Raw genomic sequence first — 13,349 nt, 5'->3', positions numbered from 1 at the left:
CTCCTTCGTCGCCCGCCCTGCTGCCCCAAGGGTACGACGGCTCGGAGACGCGTCGGAGGGGGTCGTCAGTCTTCGGCCGCGGGGGCGTCGTCGGCGGGGAGCGGCTCGGCGTAGCGCAGCGTCACGCCGCCGTCGAAGCCGGGCAGGGTGACGGCCGCGTGGTCGTCGACGTGCCAGCCGAGGCCGTACGCCCGCACGTACTGCCGGTAGTTGTCGACGGCGGGGGCGGTGTCGAGGGCGGCGTGCAGCGCCGCCGGGTCGCCGACTGCGGTGACGGTGTAGGGCGGGGAGTAGAGGCGGCCCTGGAGGATCAGGGTGTTGCCGACGCAGCGGACGGCGCTGGTGGAGACCAGCCGCTGGTCCATGACCTGGATGCCCTCGGCGCCGCCGGCCCACAGCGCGTTCACCACGGCCTGGAGGTCCTGCTGGTGGATGACCAGGTCGTTGGGCGAGGGGTCTGGCACGCCGGGGACCAGGGGGGTGGCGTCCGGCGGCGCGTCGGTGAGGGTGACGGTGAGGCCCTGGCCGGTCAGCTCGGTGAGGCCGGTCTCCTCGGTGAGCTCGGCGAGCCGGCGGCGGTCGGCGGGGTCGGTGGAGCTGTCGTGGCCGGCGAGCGCCTCGACCTGGGCGCGCAGGTCGGCGGTGGCCGCCTGGAGCCGCTCGTTCTGGCGGGCGCGTTCCCTGATGAGATCGGACATCTGAAGCAGGGAGTCGTCGGTGCGGATGTTGTTGCCCTGGGAGACCTGGAAGCTGAGCCAGCACAGGAGGCCGGCGAGACCGAAGACCGCGACCGTGCCCATCCGCGCCGGGCGAAGGCGAAAGCCGTTCACCGTACCCCTGGTCTCCTTAATCGGCTCTGGACGCACTACGCTAACGGACGATCCCACCGTTACGCGCCGCGCGTCGAGCGCGATCGACAGGAGAGCCACTCGTGCCGAAGTCCCGGATCCGGAAGAAGAAGGACGACACGTACACCCCGCCGGAGAAGCGGCAGGCGACCAAGATCGACATGGGCGGACGCCGGTGGGTCGCGCCGCTGATGCTGGCGATGTTCGCGATCGGTCTTGCCTGGATCGTGCTCTACTACATCACGCGGGCCGATCTGCCGATCGAGGCCCTCGGCAACTGGAACATCGTGGTCGGCTTCGGCTTCATCGCGCTGGGGTTCGTGGTCTCGACGCAGTGGAAATAGTGGTCGCGGGTTATCCACCGAACATCACAAGATCTGTGGATAACCGGCCGTACACGGGAACGTTCGTACGGCTTCCGAACGGCCTCCGCACCGCCGTTCGCCTGCGGAAACGCCGGTTGTCCACAGGTCGCGCCCGATCCGGCGCCGCCTGTGGATAACTCTGCCCGACTCGTCAGGGCTATGCGTTCCAGCGCTATGCGTTCAGCAGCTCGGTCGTCCTGAGCACGCAGGCCACCGCGATCACCGCGAGCACCAGGACGCAGGTGCCGACCTGGACCAGGGTGCGGCGCTCACGCGGCGCGTGCACCAGGCCGAGGGTCACCAGCGCGCCCGCGACCAGGCCGCCGATGTGCGCCTCCCACGCGATGCCCGACCACACGAAGGTGATCAGCAGGTTCACCAGGAGCAGGCCCAGGATCGGCCGCATGTCGTACCGCATCCGCCTGGCGAGCACCGCGGTCGCGCCGAAGAGGCCGAAGATCGCGCCCGAGGCGCCGAGCGAGAGCTGGTTCTGCGGGGCCACCACGTAGAAGAGCGCGGATCCGGCCAGCGCCGAGATCAGGTAGAGCGCGACGAACCGCACCCGGCCGAGCGCCGCCTCTAGGGGCGGCCCGAGGAACCACAGGGCCATCATGTTGAACGCGATGTGCCAGATCTGCTGGTGCAGGAACGCGGCCGTGAGCATCCGGTACCACTGCCCGTCGGCCACGCCGACCCAGGTGAAGGTGGCCGGATCTATCGCATGACCCAGCATCCCCAGGTCCTCGACCAGCCGGTCGCCGCCGACCAGCACGGCCACGAAGACCGCCAGGTTGATCCCCAGCAGGATCTTGGTGACCAGACGGGAGTCGGCGGTCACGGTGCCGCCGGCCAGCGTGCGCGGCCGGGTGGCGCGGGCCGCGGCCTGGGCGCCGTGCACGCAGTCGGGGCACTGGTAGCCCACGGCCGCCGAGATCATGCAGGAGGGACAGATCGGCCGCTCGCAGCGGGTGCAGCGGATGCCCGTCTCCCGGTCGCCGTGCCGGTAGCAGCGGGGCAGGCCGGCGGGCTGGGGCGGCTGTCCGTACGGCTGCGCCATGGTGTCCCTTCGCTCCTGCCGGCTCGCGCTTCCCGGGGCGCGGACACGGATCCGGCCCCCTGATCCTACGGACAGGGGGCCGGAATGGTTCCCGGGTGTCGCTTTCCGCGCCGGTTCAGGCCGGCCGGCTCTCGATGGTGACCGACTCGATCACCACGTCCTGCAGCGGCCGGTCGGTGCGCGGGTTGGTGTCGGCGTTGGCGATGGCGTCCACGACCTTCTTGCCGGCGTCGGAGGTGACCTCGCCGAAGATGGTGTGCTTGCCGGTCAGCCAGGTGGTCGGCGCCACGGTGATGAAGAACTGCGAGCCGTTGGTGCCGGGGCCGGCGTTGGCCATGGCCAGCAGGTAGGGGCGGGTGAAGGCCAGGTCGGGGTGGATCTCGTCCCCGAACTTGTAGCCCGGGCCGCCGGTGCCGTTGCCCAGCGGGTCACCGCCCTGGATCATGAAGCCGCTGATCACCCGGTGGAAGACCGTGCCGTCGTAGAGCTTCTCAGTGGTCCTGGCGCCGGTCTCGGGGTTGACCCACTCGCGCTCGCCGTTGGCCAGCTCGACGAAGTTCTTGACCGTCTTGGGCGCGTGGTTCGGGAAGAGCAGTACCTCGATCGAGCCGAGGTTGGTCTTCAGAGTGGCGTACAGCTGCTCAGCCACGATTTACCTTCCGTCTACGTCAGTGACGTTGCCCGATCCTGCCATGCCCCGGCGACACGCCGTGACCCCGGATGGCCGTTAGGCGTGCCGTATCGCCCGACAACAGGAATGATTTCCGCACAAGAGGACAAACGCATACGAGGATCGTCAACAGAGCGCTGCTGAGCAAGGAGGAGAGAACGTGAGCCACAACGGGAAGTCCGGCGTCCGGCACGCTGCCGACCTGATGACGCCGTACGCGGCGAGCGCGAAGCGCAACGCGTCCCGGTACGCCCAGCAGGCCGGCGCCTACGTCGGTCCGCGCGCCAAGTGGGTCGCAGACCAGGCGCGGACCGGCTACACCACCCAGGTCGCGCCCCGGATGGGACGCGCCATGGCCTCGGCGGGGCCGGCCAGCCGGCAGGCGGCCGCCAGGTCGCAGGCGGCGCTCGCGGTCCTGCGCGGCGACGTCACCCCGGGTGACGTCCGCTCCGCGCTGCGGCGCCGGCGTCGCTACCACGCGGCGGGGATGGTCGTCAGGCGTCTCGGGACGGTCGGCCTGGTGGCCGGCGCCGCGTTCGCCGCGTGGAAGTGGTGGAACGGGCAGAACGACCCCGACTGGCTGGCCGAGCCGACGCCGGGGACGGAGGTTCTGCCGGAGGCGGACGCGGGGTAAGCAGCCTGCCGGAGGCGGACGTGGGCTGACGAGCGTCACAACAGAGGACCGCGGCGGTCGGTAGCGGGGTCAGCCCTGGCCGAAGATGGTGCCGCCGCCTCCGTCGTCGCCGCCCCCACCGCCGTCGGCGCCCTGGTTCCCGTTGCCCAGGTCGAAGGTGTTGACCGTGATGGTCGCCCCCTGCTCGGCCGGCTGGCCCGGGCCCGGGCTCGTGGTGACCACGGTGGCGGTGTCGGTGTCCGGCCCCGCGACCTGGACCTGGAAGCCCGCGTCCGTCAGGATCTGCCGGGCCTCCGGCAGCGGCCTGCCCTGCACGTCGGGCACCTGGACCTGCGGGTCCTGGGTGGCGGACGGCACGGCCACGATCAGCTGCACCACCCCGCCGTCGGCGACCCGCTCGCCGCGACCCGGGTCCTGCTGGATCACCTGGTTCTCGGGACGGCTGTCGTCCGGCTGCTCGACCCTGGTCGCGGTCAGTCCGACCTGCGCGAGGATCTGCTGCGCCTCGTCGAAGCTCCTGCCGACCACGTCCGGCACCTCGACGCCCTCCGGCTCGACGGCCACCGTGAGGGTGATCGTGGAGCCCGGCTCGGCCTCGCCGCCGCCGCTCGGGTCCTGCTCCAGCACGGTGCCGGGGTCCTCCTCGGTGGACTCCTGGTCCTCGCGCTCGACCTCGAAGCCGGCCTCGTCCAGCTCGGCCTGGGCGTCGTCGAAGTCGTCGCCGACCACGTTGGGCACCTCGACGGCCGCCGGGCCCTCGGAGATGATCAGGGTGACCTCGGAGCCCTCCTCGAGCTCCGTGCCGGCCGGCGGGTCGGTCTCGCAGACCAGGCCCTCGTCCTCCTCGCAGGGCCGGGTGTCGCCCTCGACGGCCTCGTAGCGGCCCGCGTTCTGCAGGGCTCTCGTGGCCTCGTCGACCGACGAGCCGGCCACGTTGGGCACCTGCGAGGAACTGGGCGGCGGATCGCCGGCGAACAGGGCCCGGCCGATGAAGATGGCGCCGATCAGCACCAGTATCCCGGCGACGACCAGCAGGACCGTCGAGGTGTTGCGCCGGCGCTGGCGGCGGTCGGCGCGGCCGCCGTACTCGTCGTAGCCGCCGTTGTTGTAGCCGTTGTACCCCGGGTCGCCGGCCGGCGGCATCATGGCGGTCGCCGGGTCGGCGGCGCGCAGCGCGGTCGTCGGCCGGTCGTCGTAGCCGTAGGGGGCGGCCGCCAGGGCGGCGGCGGCCGCGACCGGGCGACCGTCGAGCGAGGCCTCGATGTCGGCCCGCATCTCGTCGGCGCTCTGGTAGCGGTAGTCCGGGTCCTTGACCAGCGCCTTGAGCACGATGGCGTCGGTGTCGGGGGTGATCTCCGGGTCGAAGACGCTGGGCGGCTGCGGCTCCTCGCGGACGTGCTGGTAGGCGACCGCCACCGGGGAGTCGCCGATGAACGGCGGCCGCACCGCGAGCAGCTCGTAGAGCAGGCATCCGGTGGAGTACAGGTCGGAGCGGGCGTCGACCGTCTCGCCCTTGGCCTGCTCGGGGGAGAGGTACTGGGCGGTGCCGATCACCGCGGCCGTCTGCGTCATCGTCATGCCGGCGTCGCCCATGGCGCGGGCGATGCCGAAGTCCATCACCTTGACCTGCCCGGAGCGGGTCAGCATGACGTTCGCCGGCTTGATGTCCCGGTGGACGATGCCGTTGCGGTGGGAGTACTCGAGGGCCTGGAGCACCCCGATCGTCATCTCCAGCGCCCGCTCGGGCAGCAGCTTGCGGCCCGAGTGCAGCAGCTCACGCAGCGTGGAGCCGTCGACGTACTCCATCACGATGTAGGGGATGGAGATGCCGTCGACGTAGTCCTCGCCGGTGTCGTAGACGGCGACGATGGCCGGGTGGTTCAGCGAGGCGGCCGACTGGGCCTCGCGGCGGAAGCGGGCCTGGAACGTCGGATCGCGGGCGAGGTCGGCACGGAGCGTCTTGACGGCCACGGTGCGGCCGAGACGCGTGTCGTGGGCGAGGTAGACCTCGGCCATGCCGCCGCGGCCCAGCACCTGGCCCAGTTCGTACCGCCCGCCGAGGCGACGCGGCTCTTCCATGATTCCTGCCCTCTCCGTTCGGTCCCGGGCCGCCCGCCGGAGCCTGCTGTACTCCGGTAGTCAACCCTGGCTTACGGTACCCGCCGGGACGGGCCCGCCGGACGGCGGTGCTCGGCCGATATCCAACCGGTATCGCAGAGCGCCACGACCGGGCGCACACGGCCGGTCATGTGTAGGACGTGTGCCAGGGCCCTTTCGGTTTCCGAGCGGATGTTCATCGGGAGTTCCACGGGGCTTCGCCGGACGGCATCGTCAGGCCCTAGTTCTGACTGTCGAGGACGGCCCGCATCACGTCGCCCGCGATGGGGGCGGCGAGCTGGGAGCCGGAGATCTGGTCGCGCTCGGCGCCCGCGTCCTCCACCACCACGGCGACGGCGACGGGCGACTCGCCGTCCACGATGGCGTAGGAGATGAACCAGGCGAACGGGTTGTTCGCGTTGCCCTCGCCGTTCTGCGCGGTGCCGGTCTTGCCGCCGACCCGGGCGCCGTCGATCGAGGCGGCGTCCCGCGAGGAGCCCTCGCTGACCACGGACTCCATGGCCTCCTGGAGCAGCTGCGCGTTCTCCGGGGAGAGCGGCTGGCTCAGCTCGCTCGGCTCGTGCTGCTCGACGGTGCTCAGGTTGGGGGCGACCAGCCGGTCCACCATGTACGGCTCCATCAGCGTGCCGTTGTTGGCGACGGCGGCGGCGACCATGGCCATCTGGAGCGGGGTGGCCCGGTTGGAGGCCTGGCCGATGCCGGCCATCGCGTTCTGCGGGGCGTTGTCCTCGGGGTAGACGCTGGCGTCGGCGCGGACCGGGACGAAGTGCTCCTCGTTGAAGCCGAAGTCGTCCGCGGTGCTGATCATCTCCTCGTTGCCGATCTCGTTGCTGAGGCCGAGGAAGGTGTTGTTGCAGGAGAGGACCAGGGCCTCGCGCAGGCTGACGTCGTCGCAGGCGGACCCCGCCTGGCTCTCGATCTCGGTGGTGCTGTCCGGCAGCCGGAACGGGTTCTGGTACTCGGTCTGGGAGGCGTCGTCGATGTCGTCGACCACGCCGTTCTCCAGGGCTGCGGCCGCCGTGACGATCTTGAAGGTGGAGCCGGGCGGGTAGGTGGCCCGCAGCGCCCGGTTGAGCATCGGGTCGTCCGGGTTGTTCTCCCGCTGGAGGGCCACCCACGCCTCCTGGTCCTCCGCGCTGGTGCCGGCGAAGGTGGACGGGTCGTAGGAGGGGGTGGAGGCCGCGGCCAGGATGGCGCCGGTCCGCGGGTCCATCGCGACGACCGCGCCCTTGGCCGCGTCGCCGCCCTGGCCCGCGTCGACCAGGCCCTCGTAGGCGGCGCGCTGGGCGTCCGTGTTGAGCGTGGTGACCACGTCGCCGCCGCGCTGCTCCTCGCCGGTGAACATGTCGACGGTGTTGTTGAAGAACAGCCGGTCGTCGTTGCCGGAGAGGATGCCGTCCTCGACGCCCTCCAGCATGCTCGTGCCGAAGGCCTGGGAGGCGCGGCCGGTGATCGGCGCCCACATCTCGCCGTCGGTGTACGTGCGCGCGTAGCGGAAGTCGGGGTTGTCGGTCTCGACGGAGCCGGTGATCGGCTCGCCGTCGACGATGATGTCGCCGCGCGGGTGGGCGAACTGCTCGATGGTGACCCGACGGTTGTTCTCGTCGGTCGCGAGCTCGTCGGCCTGGACGAACTGCACCCAGTTCACCCGGACCAGCAGGGCGAGGATGAGCAGGCCACAGAAGACCGCCACCCGGCGCATGGGCTTGTTCATGCTCGAACCACCTGAGTCTGTTCCGCGTCGAGGGAGGGCGCCGGGGCGGGCGCGGGCTTCCTCGCAGTGTCACTGATCCGCAGTAGGAGGGCGATAAGCGCCCAGTTGGCGATGACCGAGGAGCCGCCCTGGGCCAGGAACGGCATGGTCATACCGGTGAGCGGGATCACGCCGGTGACGCCGCCCGCCACCACGAAGACCTGGAGCGCGAAGGCGCCGGACAGGCCCATCGCCAGCAGCTTGCCGAACGGGTCGCGGGCGGCCAGCGCGGTGCGCATGCCGCGCTCGATCAGCAGCGCGTAGAGCAGGATCACCGCCATCATCCCGGCCAGGCCCAGCTCCTCGCCGACCGTCGCCAGGATGTAGTCGCTCTTGGCCGCGATGCCGCCGATCAGCCGGGAGAAGCCCTGGCCGAGCCCGGAGCCGAACAGACCGCCCGAGCCGAAGGCGTACATGACCTGGGCGGTCTCGGTGACGCCGCCGTTGGCGCCCAGGGCCAGCGGGTCGAGCCAGTTGTCGACGCGGTCGCCGACGTGCGCGTTGGTCGAGGCCACGAAGACCGCGCCGCTGGCCGAGAGGAGCAGGCCGAAGAGGATCCAGCTGGTGCGCTCGGTGGCGACGTAGAGCATGATCACGAAGGCGCCGAAGAACAGCAGCGAGGTGCCGAGGTCCGTCTCGAAGATCAGGATCATCAGGCTCATCGCCCAGACCGCCAGGATCGGGCCGAGGTCCCGGCCGCGCGGCAGGTAGATCCCCATCACCCGGCGGCTGGCGAGGGCCAGCGCGTCCCGCTTGACCATGAGGTAGCCGGCGAAGAAGACGACGATCACGATCTTGGCGAACTCGCCCGGCTGGAGCGAGCCGAGGCCCGGCAGCGTGACCCAGATCCGGGCGCCGTTCACCGAGGCGCCGATGCCGGGGATCATGGGCGAGATCAGCAGCAGCAGCGCCACCACCATCGAGATGTAGGTGTAGCGCTGGAGGATCCGGTGGTCCTTGAGCAGGATCAGCACGCCCAGGAAGAGCGCCAGGCCGACCGTGGACCACATCAGCTGGCCCGAGGCCATCGGGCCGCCGAGGGCGTCGGTGGTGAGCGTCGGCTCCTGGTCGAGGCGCCAGATCAGCACCAGGCCGAGGCCGTTGAGCAGGGTGGCGATCGGCAGCATCAGCGGGTCGGCGTACGGCGCCCAGCGGCGCACCACGAGGTGGGCGACGCCCGCCATCAGGCCGAGGCCGAGCCCGTAGCCCAGCATGCCGGCGGGCAGCGACTCGTCCTTGGCGAGGCCGACGTTGGCGTAGGCCAGGACCGGGATGACCACCGCGAACACGAGCATCGCCAACTCGGTGTTCCGCCGGCTCGGGGGGCCGGCGGTGGAGACTGTGGTGTTGCTAGTGCTGCTCATCGTCGTGTCGTCTCTGCTCGTCTGACCGTCGCTTGGCGTCGGGGAAGCCGGACCGTGTGGTGCCGGGCTAAGTGGTGCACTGCCTGGCGAGCTCTTGCTGCTCCTCGGTCATGGTCGGGGCCTCGGGCGCCGGCGGCTGCTCCCCCGGGTCGGTCTTCCCGTCGTCGCCGCCGCTCGCGTCGTCCTGCTGCTGTTCGGCCTCGCGCTGCTCGGCGAGCAGCCGGCAGGCCTCGGCCTGGTCGGACAGCTCGGTGATCCGGGTCTCGGCGGCGCCGAGGCTGTCGGCCGAGATGGTGCCCTCGACCTGTTCGCGCTTGTAGGTCGGCAGCAGTTCGAGCTGGATGTCGGGGTAGTCCTCCGCGACGCTGCTCAGGCTGAGCGGCCCGAGCTGCTGGCTGATGCCCTGGTAGAGCGCCACGTGGTCGCCGTTGGCCGCGATGTAGTACTGGGTCTGAGTCCAGCGGTAGCCGGCGTAGAGGCCGCCGCCGACCACGGCGAGGGCGAGCACGATCAGGGCCGACCGCTTCCAGGCCCGGCCGCGCTTGGACGGCAGGTAGTCCTCGTCGGTGAACGCGCCGAAGACGCCGGTGGGCGGTCCCGGCGCGGCGGGCGGGGCCGGCGGGCGGCCGAGCTCGGCGGCGCGGGCGGCCGGGGTACGGGGGGTCTCGCCGGTGGACTGGGTCTGCACCTCGGCGACGGCGCCGACGATCTGCGGCGCGTCGTAGAGCTGGCGGGCGAGCGTGTCGCCGACCTGGACGTCGACGTCGAGGACGTCGGCGACGATGCAGGTCACGTTGTCCGGGCCGCCACCGCGCAGCGCGAGTTCGATCAGCTCGCGCACGGTGTCGTGGGGCGGGTGGAAGGCTCCGAGCGTGTCGCGCAGGGTGTCGGCGCTGACCACGCCGGAGAGGCCGTCGGAACAGAGCAGGTAGCGGTCGCCGGGGCGGACCTCGCGGATCGAGAGGTCGGCCTCGATGTGGTCGGCGCTGCCGAGGGCACGCATCAGCAGCGAGCGCTGCGGGTGGGTGGTGGCCTCCTCCTCGGTGATCCGGCCCTCGTCCACCAGGCGCTGCACCCAGGTGTGGTCCTGGGTGATCTGGGTGAGCTCGCCGTCCCGCAGCAGGTAGGCGCGGGAGTCGCCGACGTGCACCACGCCGAGGCGCTGGCCGGTCCAGAGCAGGGCGGTGAGCGTGGTGCCCATGCCGTCGAGCCTGGGGTCCTCGTGGACCATGGCGCGCAGCTGGCTGTTGGCGCGCTGCACGGAGACGTCGAGCGAGGTGAGGATGTCGGAGCCCGGGATGTCGTCGTCGAGCTGGACCAGGGTGGAGATCACCTCGGAGCTCGCGACCTCGCCCGCGGCCTGGCCGCCCATGCCGTCGGCGATGGCCAGCAGCCGGGGGCCGGCGTAGCCGGAGTCCTCGTTGTGGTCGCGGATCATCCCGACATGGGATCCGGCGGCGAATCTCAGTGACAGGCTCATGCGCGCCTCGCCCACCCTCCGGTCGTCATGTGTCGGCCTACTTCCGCAACTCGATGACCGTCTTGCCGATCCGGATCGGCGCGCCCAGCGGGATGGGCACCGGCGTGGTCAGCCGACCACGGTCCAGGTAGGTGCCGTTGGTCGAGCCGAGGTCCTCCACGATCCACTGGCCGTCCCGGTCGGGATAGATCCTGGCGTGCCGGCCCGACGCGTAGTCGTCGTCCAGCACGATGGTCGAGTCGTGTGCCCGGCCGAGCGTAATGGTCTGCCCCTGGAGGGCGACAGTGGTGCCGGCGAGGGATCCCTCGGTGACGACCAGCTTGGTGGGGGCGCCGCGGCGCTGCCGGCCGGCGGCGCGCGGCTGCGGGGCCGCGCGGCGGCTCTGCGGCGGGGCCTGGGCCTGCTGCGGCTCGGGGCGGCGGGCGACCGGCCGCTGGGTGACGCGGGTACCGAAGAGGTCGCTGCGGATCACCTGGACGGCCACGATCACGAACAGCCACAGGACGGCCAGGAAGCCCAGCCTCATGACCGTCAGGGTCAGCTCTGACATTGCCCCCCGCTTTACCCTTCGGCTTGCCGGTAGATGACAGTGGTGCTGCCCACGACGATGCGTGAGCCGTCGCGGAGCGTAGCGCGTTTGGTGTGCTGCCCGTCCACCACGATGCCGTTGGTGGAGCCGAGGTCACGGACCGTGGCCGGCTCGGTGGCCTGGATCTCGCAGTGCCTGCGCGAGACACCCGGGTCGTCCACCCGCACGTCGGCCTCGGTGCTGCGGCCGATGACGAGGGTGGGGCGGGCGATCTGGTGCCGGGTGCCGTTGATCTCGATCCAGCGGCGGACGCGGCCGGCGCTCTGCTGCCCGAAGGGCGGCGGCGGGGCGGCGCCGGGCGAGCGCGGCGGCATCGGTGGCGGGCCGGCGGGCGGGCGCGGCGGGAGGCCGGTGGGCCCGGCCGCCGGGGGGGCCGGGGCCTGGGCGGCCGAGGCGGAGGAGGCCAGGGTGCGGCTGCGCACCCGGTAGAGGCCGGTGTCCAGGGAGGGCGACTGCTCGAGGTGGACCTTGATCTCGCCCATGAACGTGTACCGCTGCTGCTTGGCGTACTCGCGGACCATCCCGGCCAGCTCGTCCCCGAGCTGGCTGGCGTAGGGAGCGAGCCGCTGGTAGTCGCTCGAGCTGAGCTCGACGATGAAGTCGTTGGGGACGACGGTGCGCTCGCGGTTCCAGATGGCCGCGTTGTTGTCGCACTCGCGCTGCAGGGCGCCGGCGATCTCCACCGGCTGGACCTCGGACTTGAAGACCTTGGCGAAGGTGCCGTTGACGAGGCCTTCCAACCGCTGCTCGAAGCGCTTCAGTACTCCCATGTCCTGCACCTCCTTCTCCGTGTCCTGGCGCGCGCGACGTGGTAGTGCTTACTGATCGTATCCACGCGCGAGGCCACCTGGTGGTTCCCCGGCGCGCACCGCACCACCCCTGGATCGTAGGGGCGGGCAAGGAACAGTGTCGCGCATCCGCGGGGGGATCGGGCAGGGGCGAGGGGAAACGTGGGTGAGAGGGCTCCGCGAGGCGTGTTAGCCTTTTGCATGTCGGTGGGCGCCCCCGAGGGGGAGCCGCCGGCGGTGCGAGCGCGGGTGGCGGAATAGGCAGACGCGCTGGATTCAGGTTCCAGTGCCCGAAAGGGCGTGGGGGTTCAACTCCCCCCTCGCGCACCGAAGGAGAGCCCCCGTCCCGGAGAGATCCGGGGCGGGGGCTCTTCTGTGTCGCGGGTGAGGTGGTGCGCCCTCACCCGCATAGAGATGTTAATAATTTTTTCTTTCCATCACGGAATCGACCCGACTGCCGGGCTCCGCGCGTTTTACGTGATTTCCCGTTTGTTTTCTGTCATGGTTTTCAACGCCCGCTGGAAAGGGCCCCTCAGAACGCGGTCGAAGGGTGAGTCATGCGCCGCCTCGCTTTGTTCGGTCTTCTCGTGGTCGCGGTGTTCGCCATCGGTCCACGGCCACTCGCCTCGGCAGCCGCGGGGGAGGCGTCGTCCATTCCGTTCGCCGAGCGATATCACGCCGTCCAGCACGGCGGGGTCGTGCGGGCCGCCAATTCGGCGATCACCTGCGGTCGCGCGGTGCTCGACACCGCCCCGACCTGCGAGGACGCGCAAGGAGGCGCGGCCGCGCTCGGCGGCCAGTACGAGATGGCGTACATCGACGTCGACTCGGATCCCAACACCTACAACTCGAGTCGCGCCGAACTCCGACTGCCCCCGGGATCCCGGGTCACCCACGCCCGCCTTTACTGGGGCGCCAATATCCGGGTCGGCGAACACAAACCGCCGGAGGACAACGGGCGGGTGCTGATCGCGGAACCCGGCGGCCAGTACAAGGAACTCCTCGCGGATTCCGTCATCGGACACCGGGACACCGGCGACCAGGCCGCGTTCTTCGCCTCGGCCGACGTCACCGAGCTGGTGCGGTGGAGCCGGCCAGGCGACTGGACCGTCGCCCAGATCAACGTCGCCATGGGGCATTCGGCCGCCGGCGGTTGGGGCGGCTGGACCCTCGTGGTGGCCTACGAGAACCCGGCGGAGCCGCTGCGGGAGATCACGCTGTGGGACGGGTTCGTCCCGGTGGACGGGGACGGTGCCGTCGCCGACGTGCGGATTCCCGAGCTGGCGGCGGCGGCGGGCGGCCACGGCAGCCTGGGCGTGGTGGCCGGCGGCGGCGACCCGGGGCGCTCGGGCGACACGGTGACCGTGCGCGCCGACGACGGCCGGGCCGCCCTGCTCGGCGACGACGCGAACCCGGTCGGCGACGTGATGAACTCCACGATCGCCGACCACGGCCGGGCGGCCACCCAGCGTGAGCCGGCCCACGCCAACACCCTCGGGTTCGACTCGGACGTGCTGGACGTCTCGGACGCGCTCGCGGACGGCGCCGGCGCCCTGGACGTGCGCTTCGGCAGCGCCGAACACGACTACCAGCTCGGGGCGGTGTTCCTCCAGGTCGACGCGGCCGCCTGAGCCGCGGGCCCACGTCCGCCCACGTTCGAAGCTCGCAAGTTCCAAGCCCGCA

General features: G+C 71.2%; 12 protein-coding genes and 1 tRNA gene. 4 read left to right on the top strand and 9 right to left on the bottom strand.

Translation table 11 applies throughout. The features are described from left to right. Positions 1–65: 65 nt before the first annotated feature. Entirely contained in the window at positions 66–800 is a 735-nt protein-coding gene (locus RNC47_RS07395) for a DUF881 domain-containing protein (RefSeq protein ID WP_311596677.1), read from the bottom strand. A gap of 131 nt (positions 801–931) precedes the next feature. Here RNC47_RS07395 and crgA point away from each other — a divergent pair, with 131 nt between their 5' ends. Next, positions 932–1,192, top strand: coding sequence for a cell division protein CrgA (crgA, locus tag RNC47_RS07390; protein WP_132933489.1), 261 nt, complete (start codon positions 932–934; stop codon positions 1,190–1,192). A 193-nt stretch (positions 1,193–1,385) separates the two neighbouring features. On the opposite strand, the gene RNC47_RS07385 is transcribed toward crgA, so the two are convergent. After that, positions 1,386–2,270, bottom strand: a complete 885-nt coding sequence (locus RNC47_RS07385; protein ID WP_311596622.1) for a rhomboid family intramembrane serine protease — start codon at positions 2,268–2,270, stop codon at positions 1,386–1,388. Between the two features lie 115 nt (positions 2,271–2,385). After that, positions 2,386–2,919 carry a peptidylprolyl isomerase gene (locus RNC47_RS07380; RefSeq protein WP_311596620.1) on the bottom strand — a complete coding sequence of 178 codons (534 nt, stop codon included), beginning with the start codon at positions 2,917–2,919 and terminating at the stop codon, positions 2,386–2,388. A gap of 181 nt (positions 2,920–3,100) precedes the next feature. Here RNC47_RS07380 and RNC47_RS07375 point away from each other — a divergent pair, with 181 nt between their 5' ends. After that, a complete protein-coding gene (locus RNC47_RS07375; protein ID WP_311596619.1) occupies positions 3,101–3,574 on the top strand; it encodes a DUF5324 family protein in 474 nt (157 codons plus the stop codon). Between the two features lie 69 nt (positions 3,575–3,643). Here RNC47_RS07375 and pknB read toward each other — a convergent pair whose 3' ends face one another. The 6 genes from pknB to RNC47_RS07345 all read right to left on the bottom strand — a co-directional run bounded on the left by pknB (position 3,644) and on the right by RNC47_RS07345 (position 11,648). Continuing rightward, the gene (gene pknB, locus RNC47_RS07370) at positions 3,644–5,653 is read right to left on the bottom strand and encodes a Stk1 family PASTA domain-containing Ser/Thr kinase (protein ID WP_311596618.1); all 2,010 of its coding nucleotides are present in this window, start codon (positions 5,651–5,653) and stop codon (positions 3,644–3,646) included. A gap of 259 nt (positions 5,654–5,912) precedes the next feature. After that, positions 5,913–7,406: a penicillin-binding transpeptidase domain-containing protein gene (locus RNC47_RS07365; protein ID WP_311596617.1), complete on the bottom strand. Its 1,494-nt coding sequence runs from the start codon at positions 7,404–7,406 to the stop codon at positions 5,913–5,915. Then, positions 7,403–8,809 carry an FtsW/RodA/SpoVE family cell cycle protein gene (locus RNC47_RS07360; protein ID WP_311596616.1) on the bottom strand — a complete coding sequence of 469 codons (1,407 nt, stop codon included), beginning with the start codon at positions 8,807–8,809 and terminating at the stop codon, positions 7,403–7,405. The genes RNC47_RS07365 and RNC47_RS07360 overlap by 4 nt, the downstream gene beginning before the upstream one ends. Positions 8,810–8,876: 67 nt before the next feature. Further along, positions 8,877–10,289: a PP2C family protein-serine/threonine phosphatase gene (locus RNC47_RS07355; RefSeq protein ID WP_311596614.1), complete on the bottom strand. Its 1,413-nt coding sequence runs from the start codon at positions 10,287–10,289 to the stop codon at positions 8,877–8,879. Positions 10,290–10,326: 37 nt separating this feature from the next. After that, the gene (locus RNC47_RS07350) at positions 10,327–10,839 is read right to left on the bottom strand and encodes an FHA domain-containing protein FhaB/FipA (RefSeq protein ID WP_311596613.1); all 513 of its coding nucleotides are present in this window, start codon (positions 10,837–10,839) and stop codon (positions 10,327–10,329) included. A gap of 11 nt (positions 10,840–10,850) precedes the next feature. Further along, positions 10,851–11,648, bottom strand: a complete 798-nt coding sequence (locus RNC47_RS07345; RefSeq protein ID WP_311596611.1) for a DUF3662 and FHA domain-containing protein — start codon at positions 11,646–11,648, stop codon at positions 10,851–10,853. Between the two features lie 261 nt (positions 11,649–11,909). On the opposite strand from RNC47_RS07345, the gene RNC47_RS07340 reads away from it, so the two are divergent. Together RNC47_RS07340 and RNC47_RS07335 are read left to right on the top strand one after the other, a co-directional pair. Then, positions 11,910–11,993, top strand: a tRNA-Leu gene (locus RNC47_RS07340). A 230-nt stretch (positions 11,994–12,223) separates the two neighbouring features. Beyond that, positions 12,224–13,297 carry a DUF3344 domain-containing protein gene (locus RNC47_RS07335; RefSeq protein ID WP_311596609.1) on the top strand — a complete coding sequence of 358 codons (1,074 nt, stop codon included), beginning with the start codon at positions 12,224–12,226 and terminating at the stop codon, positions 13,295–13,297. The last annotated feature ends 52 nt before the right edge of the window (positions 13,298–13,349 follow it).

Source organism: Streptomyces millisiae (genome assembly GCF_031845425.1).
Taxonomy (GTDB): Bacteria; Actinomycetota; Actinomycetes; order Streptomycetales; family Streptomycetaceae; genus Streptomyces; species Streptomyces millisiae.
This window is presented reverse-complemented; position numbering and strand designations above follow the sequence as displayed.

What these genes read in the sequence shown, in the direction of transcription:
- RNC47_RS07395 (WP_311596677.1), bottom strand. Translation starts at nt 800, where the DNA reads ATGGGCACGGTCGCGGTCTTCGGTCTCGCCGGCCTCCTGTGCTGGCTC.
- RNC47_RS07385 (WP_311596622.1), bottom strand. Translation starts at nt 2,270, where the DNA reads ATGGCGCAGCCGTACGGACAGCCGCCCCAGCCCGCCGGCCTGCCCCGC.
- pknB (WP_311596618.1), bottom strand. Translation starts at nt 5,653, where the DNA reads ATGGAAGAGCCGCGTCGCCTCGGCGGGCGGTACGAACTGGGCCAGGTG.
- RNC47_RS07365 (WP_311596617.1), bottom strand. Translation starts at nt 7,406, where the DNA reads ATGAACAAGCCCATGCGCCGGGTGGCGGTCTTCTGTGGCCTGCTCATC.
- RNC47_RS07360 (WP_311596616.1), bottom strand. Translation starts at nt 8,809, where the DNA reads ATGAGCAGCACTAGCAACACCACAGTCTCCACCGCCGGCCCCCCGAGC.
- RNC47_RS07355 (WP_311596614.1), bottom strand. Translation starts at nt 10,289, where the DNA reads ATGAGCCTGTCACTGAGATTCGCCGCCGGATCCCATGTCGGGATGATC.
- RNC47_RS07350 (WP_311596613.1), bottom strand. Translation starts at nt 10,839, where the DNA reads ATGTCAGAGCTGACCCTGACGGTCATGAGGCTGGGCTTCCTGGCCGTC.
- RNC47_RS07345 (WP_311596611.1), bottom strand. Translation starts at nt 11,648, where the DNA reads ATGGGAGTACTGAAGCGCTTCGAGCAGCGGTTGGAAGGCCTCGTCAAC.
- RNC47_RS07335 (WP_311596609.1), top strand. Translation starts at nt 12,224, where the DNA reads ATGCGCCGCCTCGCTTTGTTCGGTCTTCTCGTGGTCGCGGTGTTCGCC.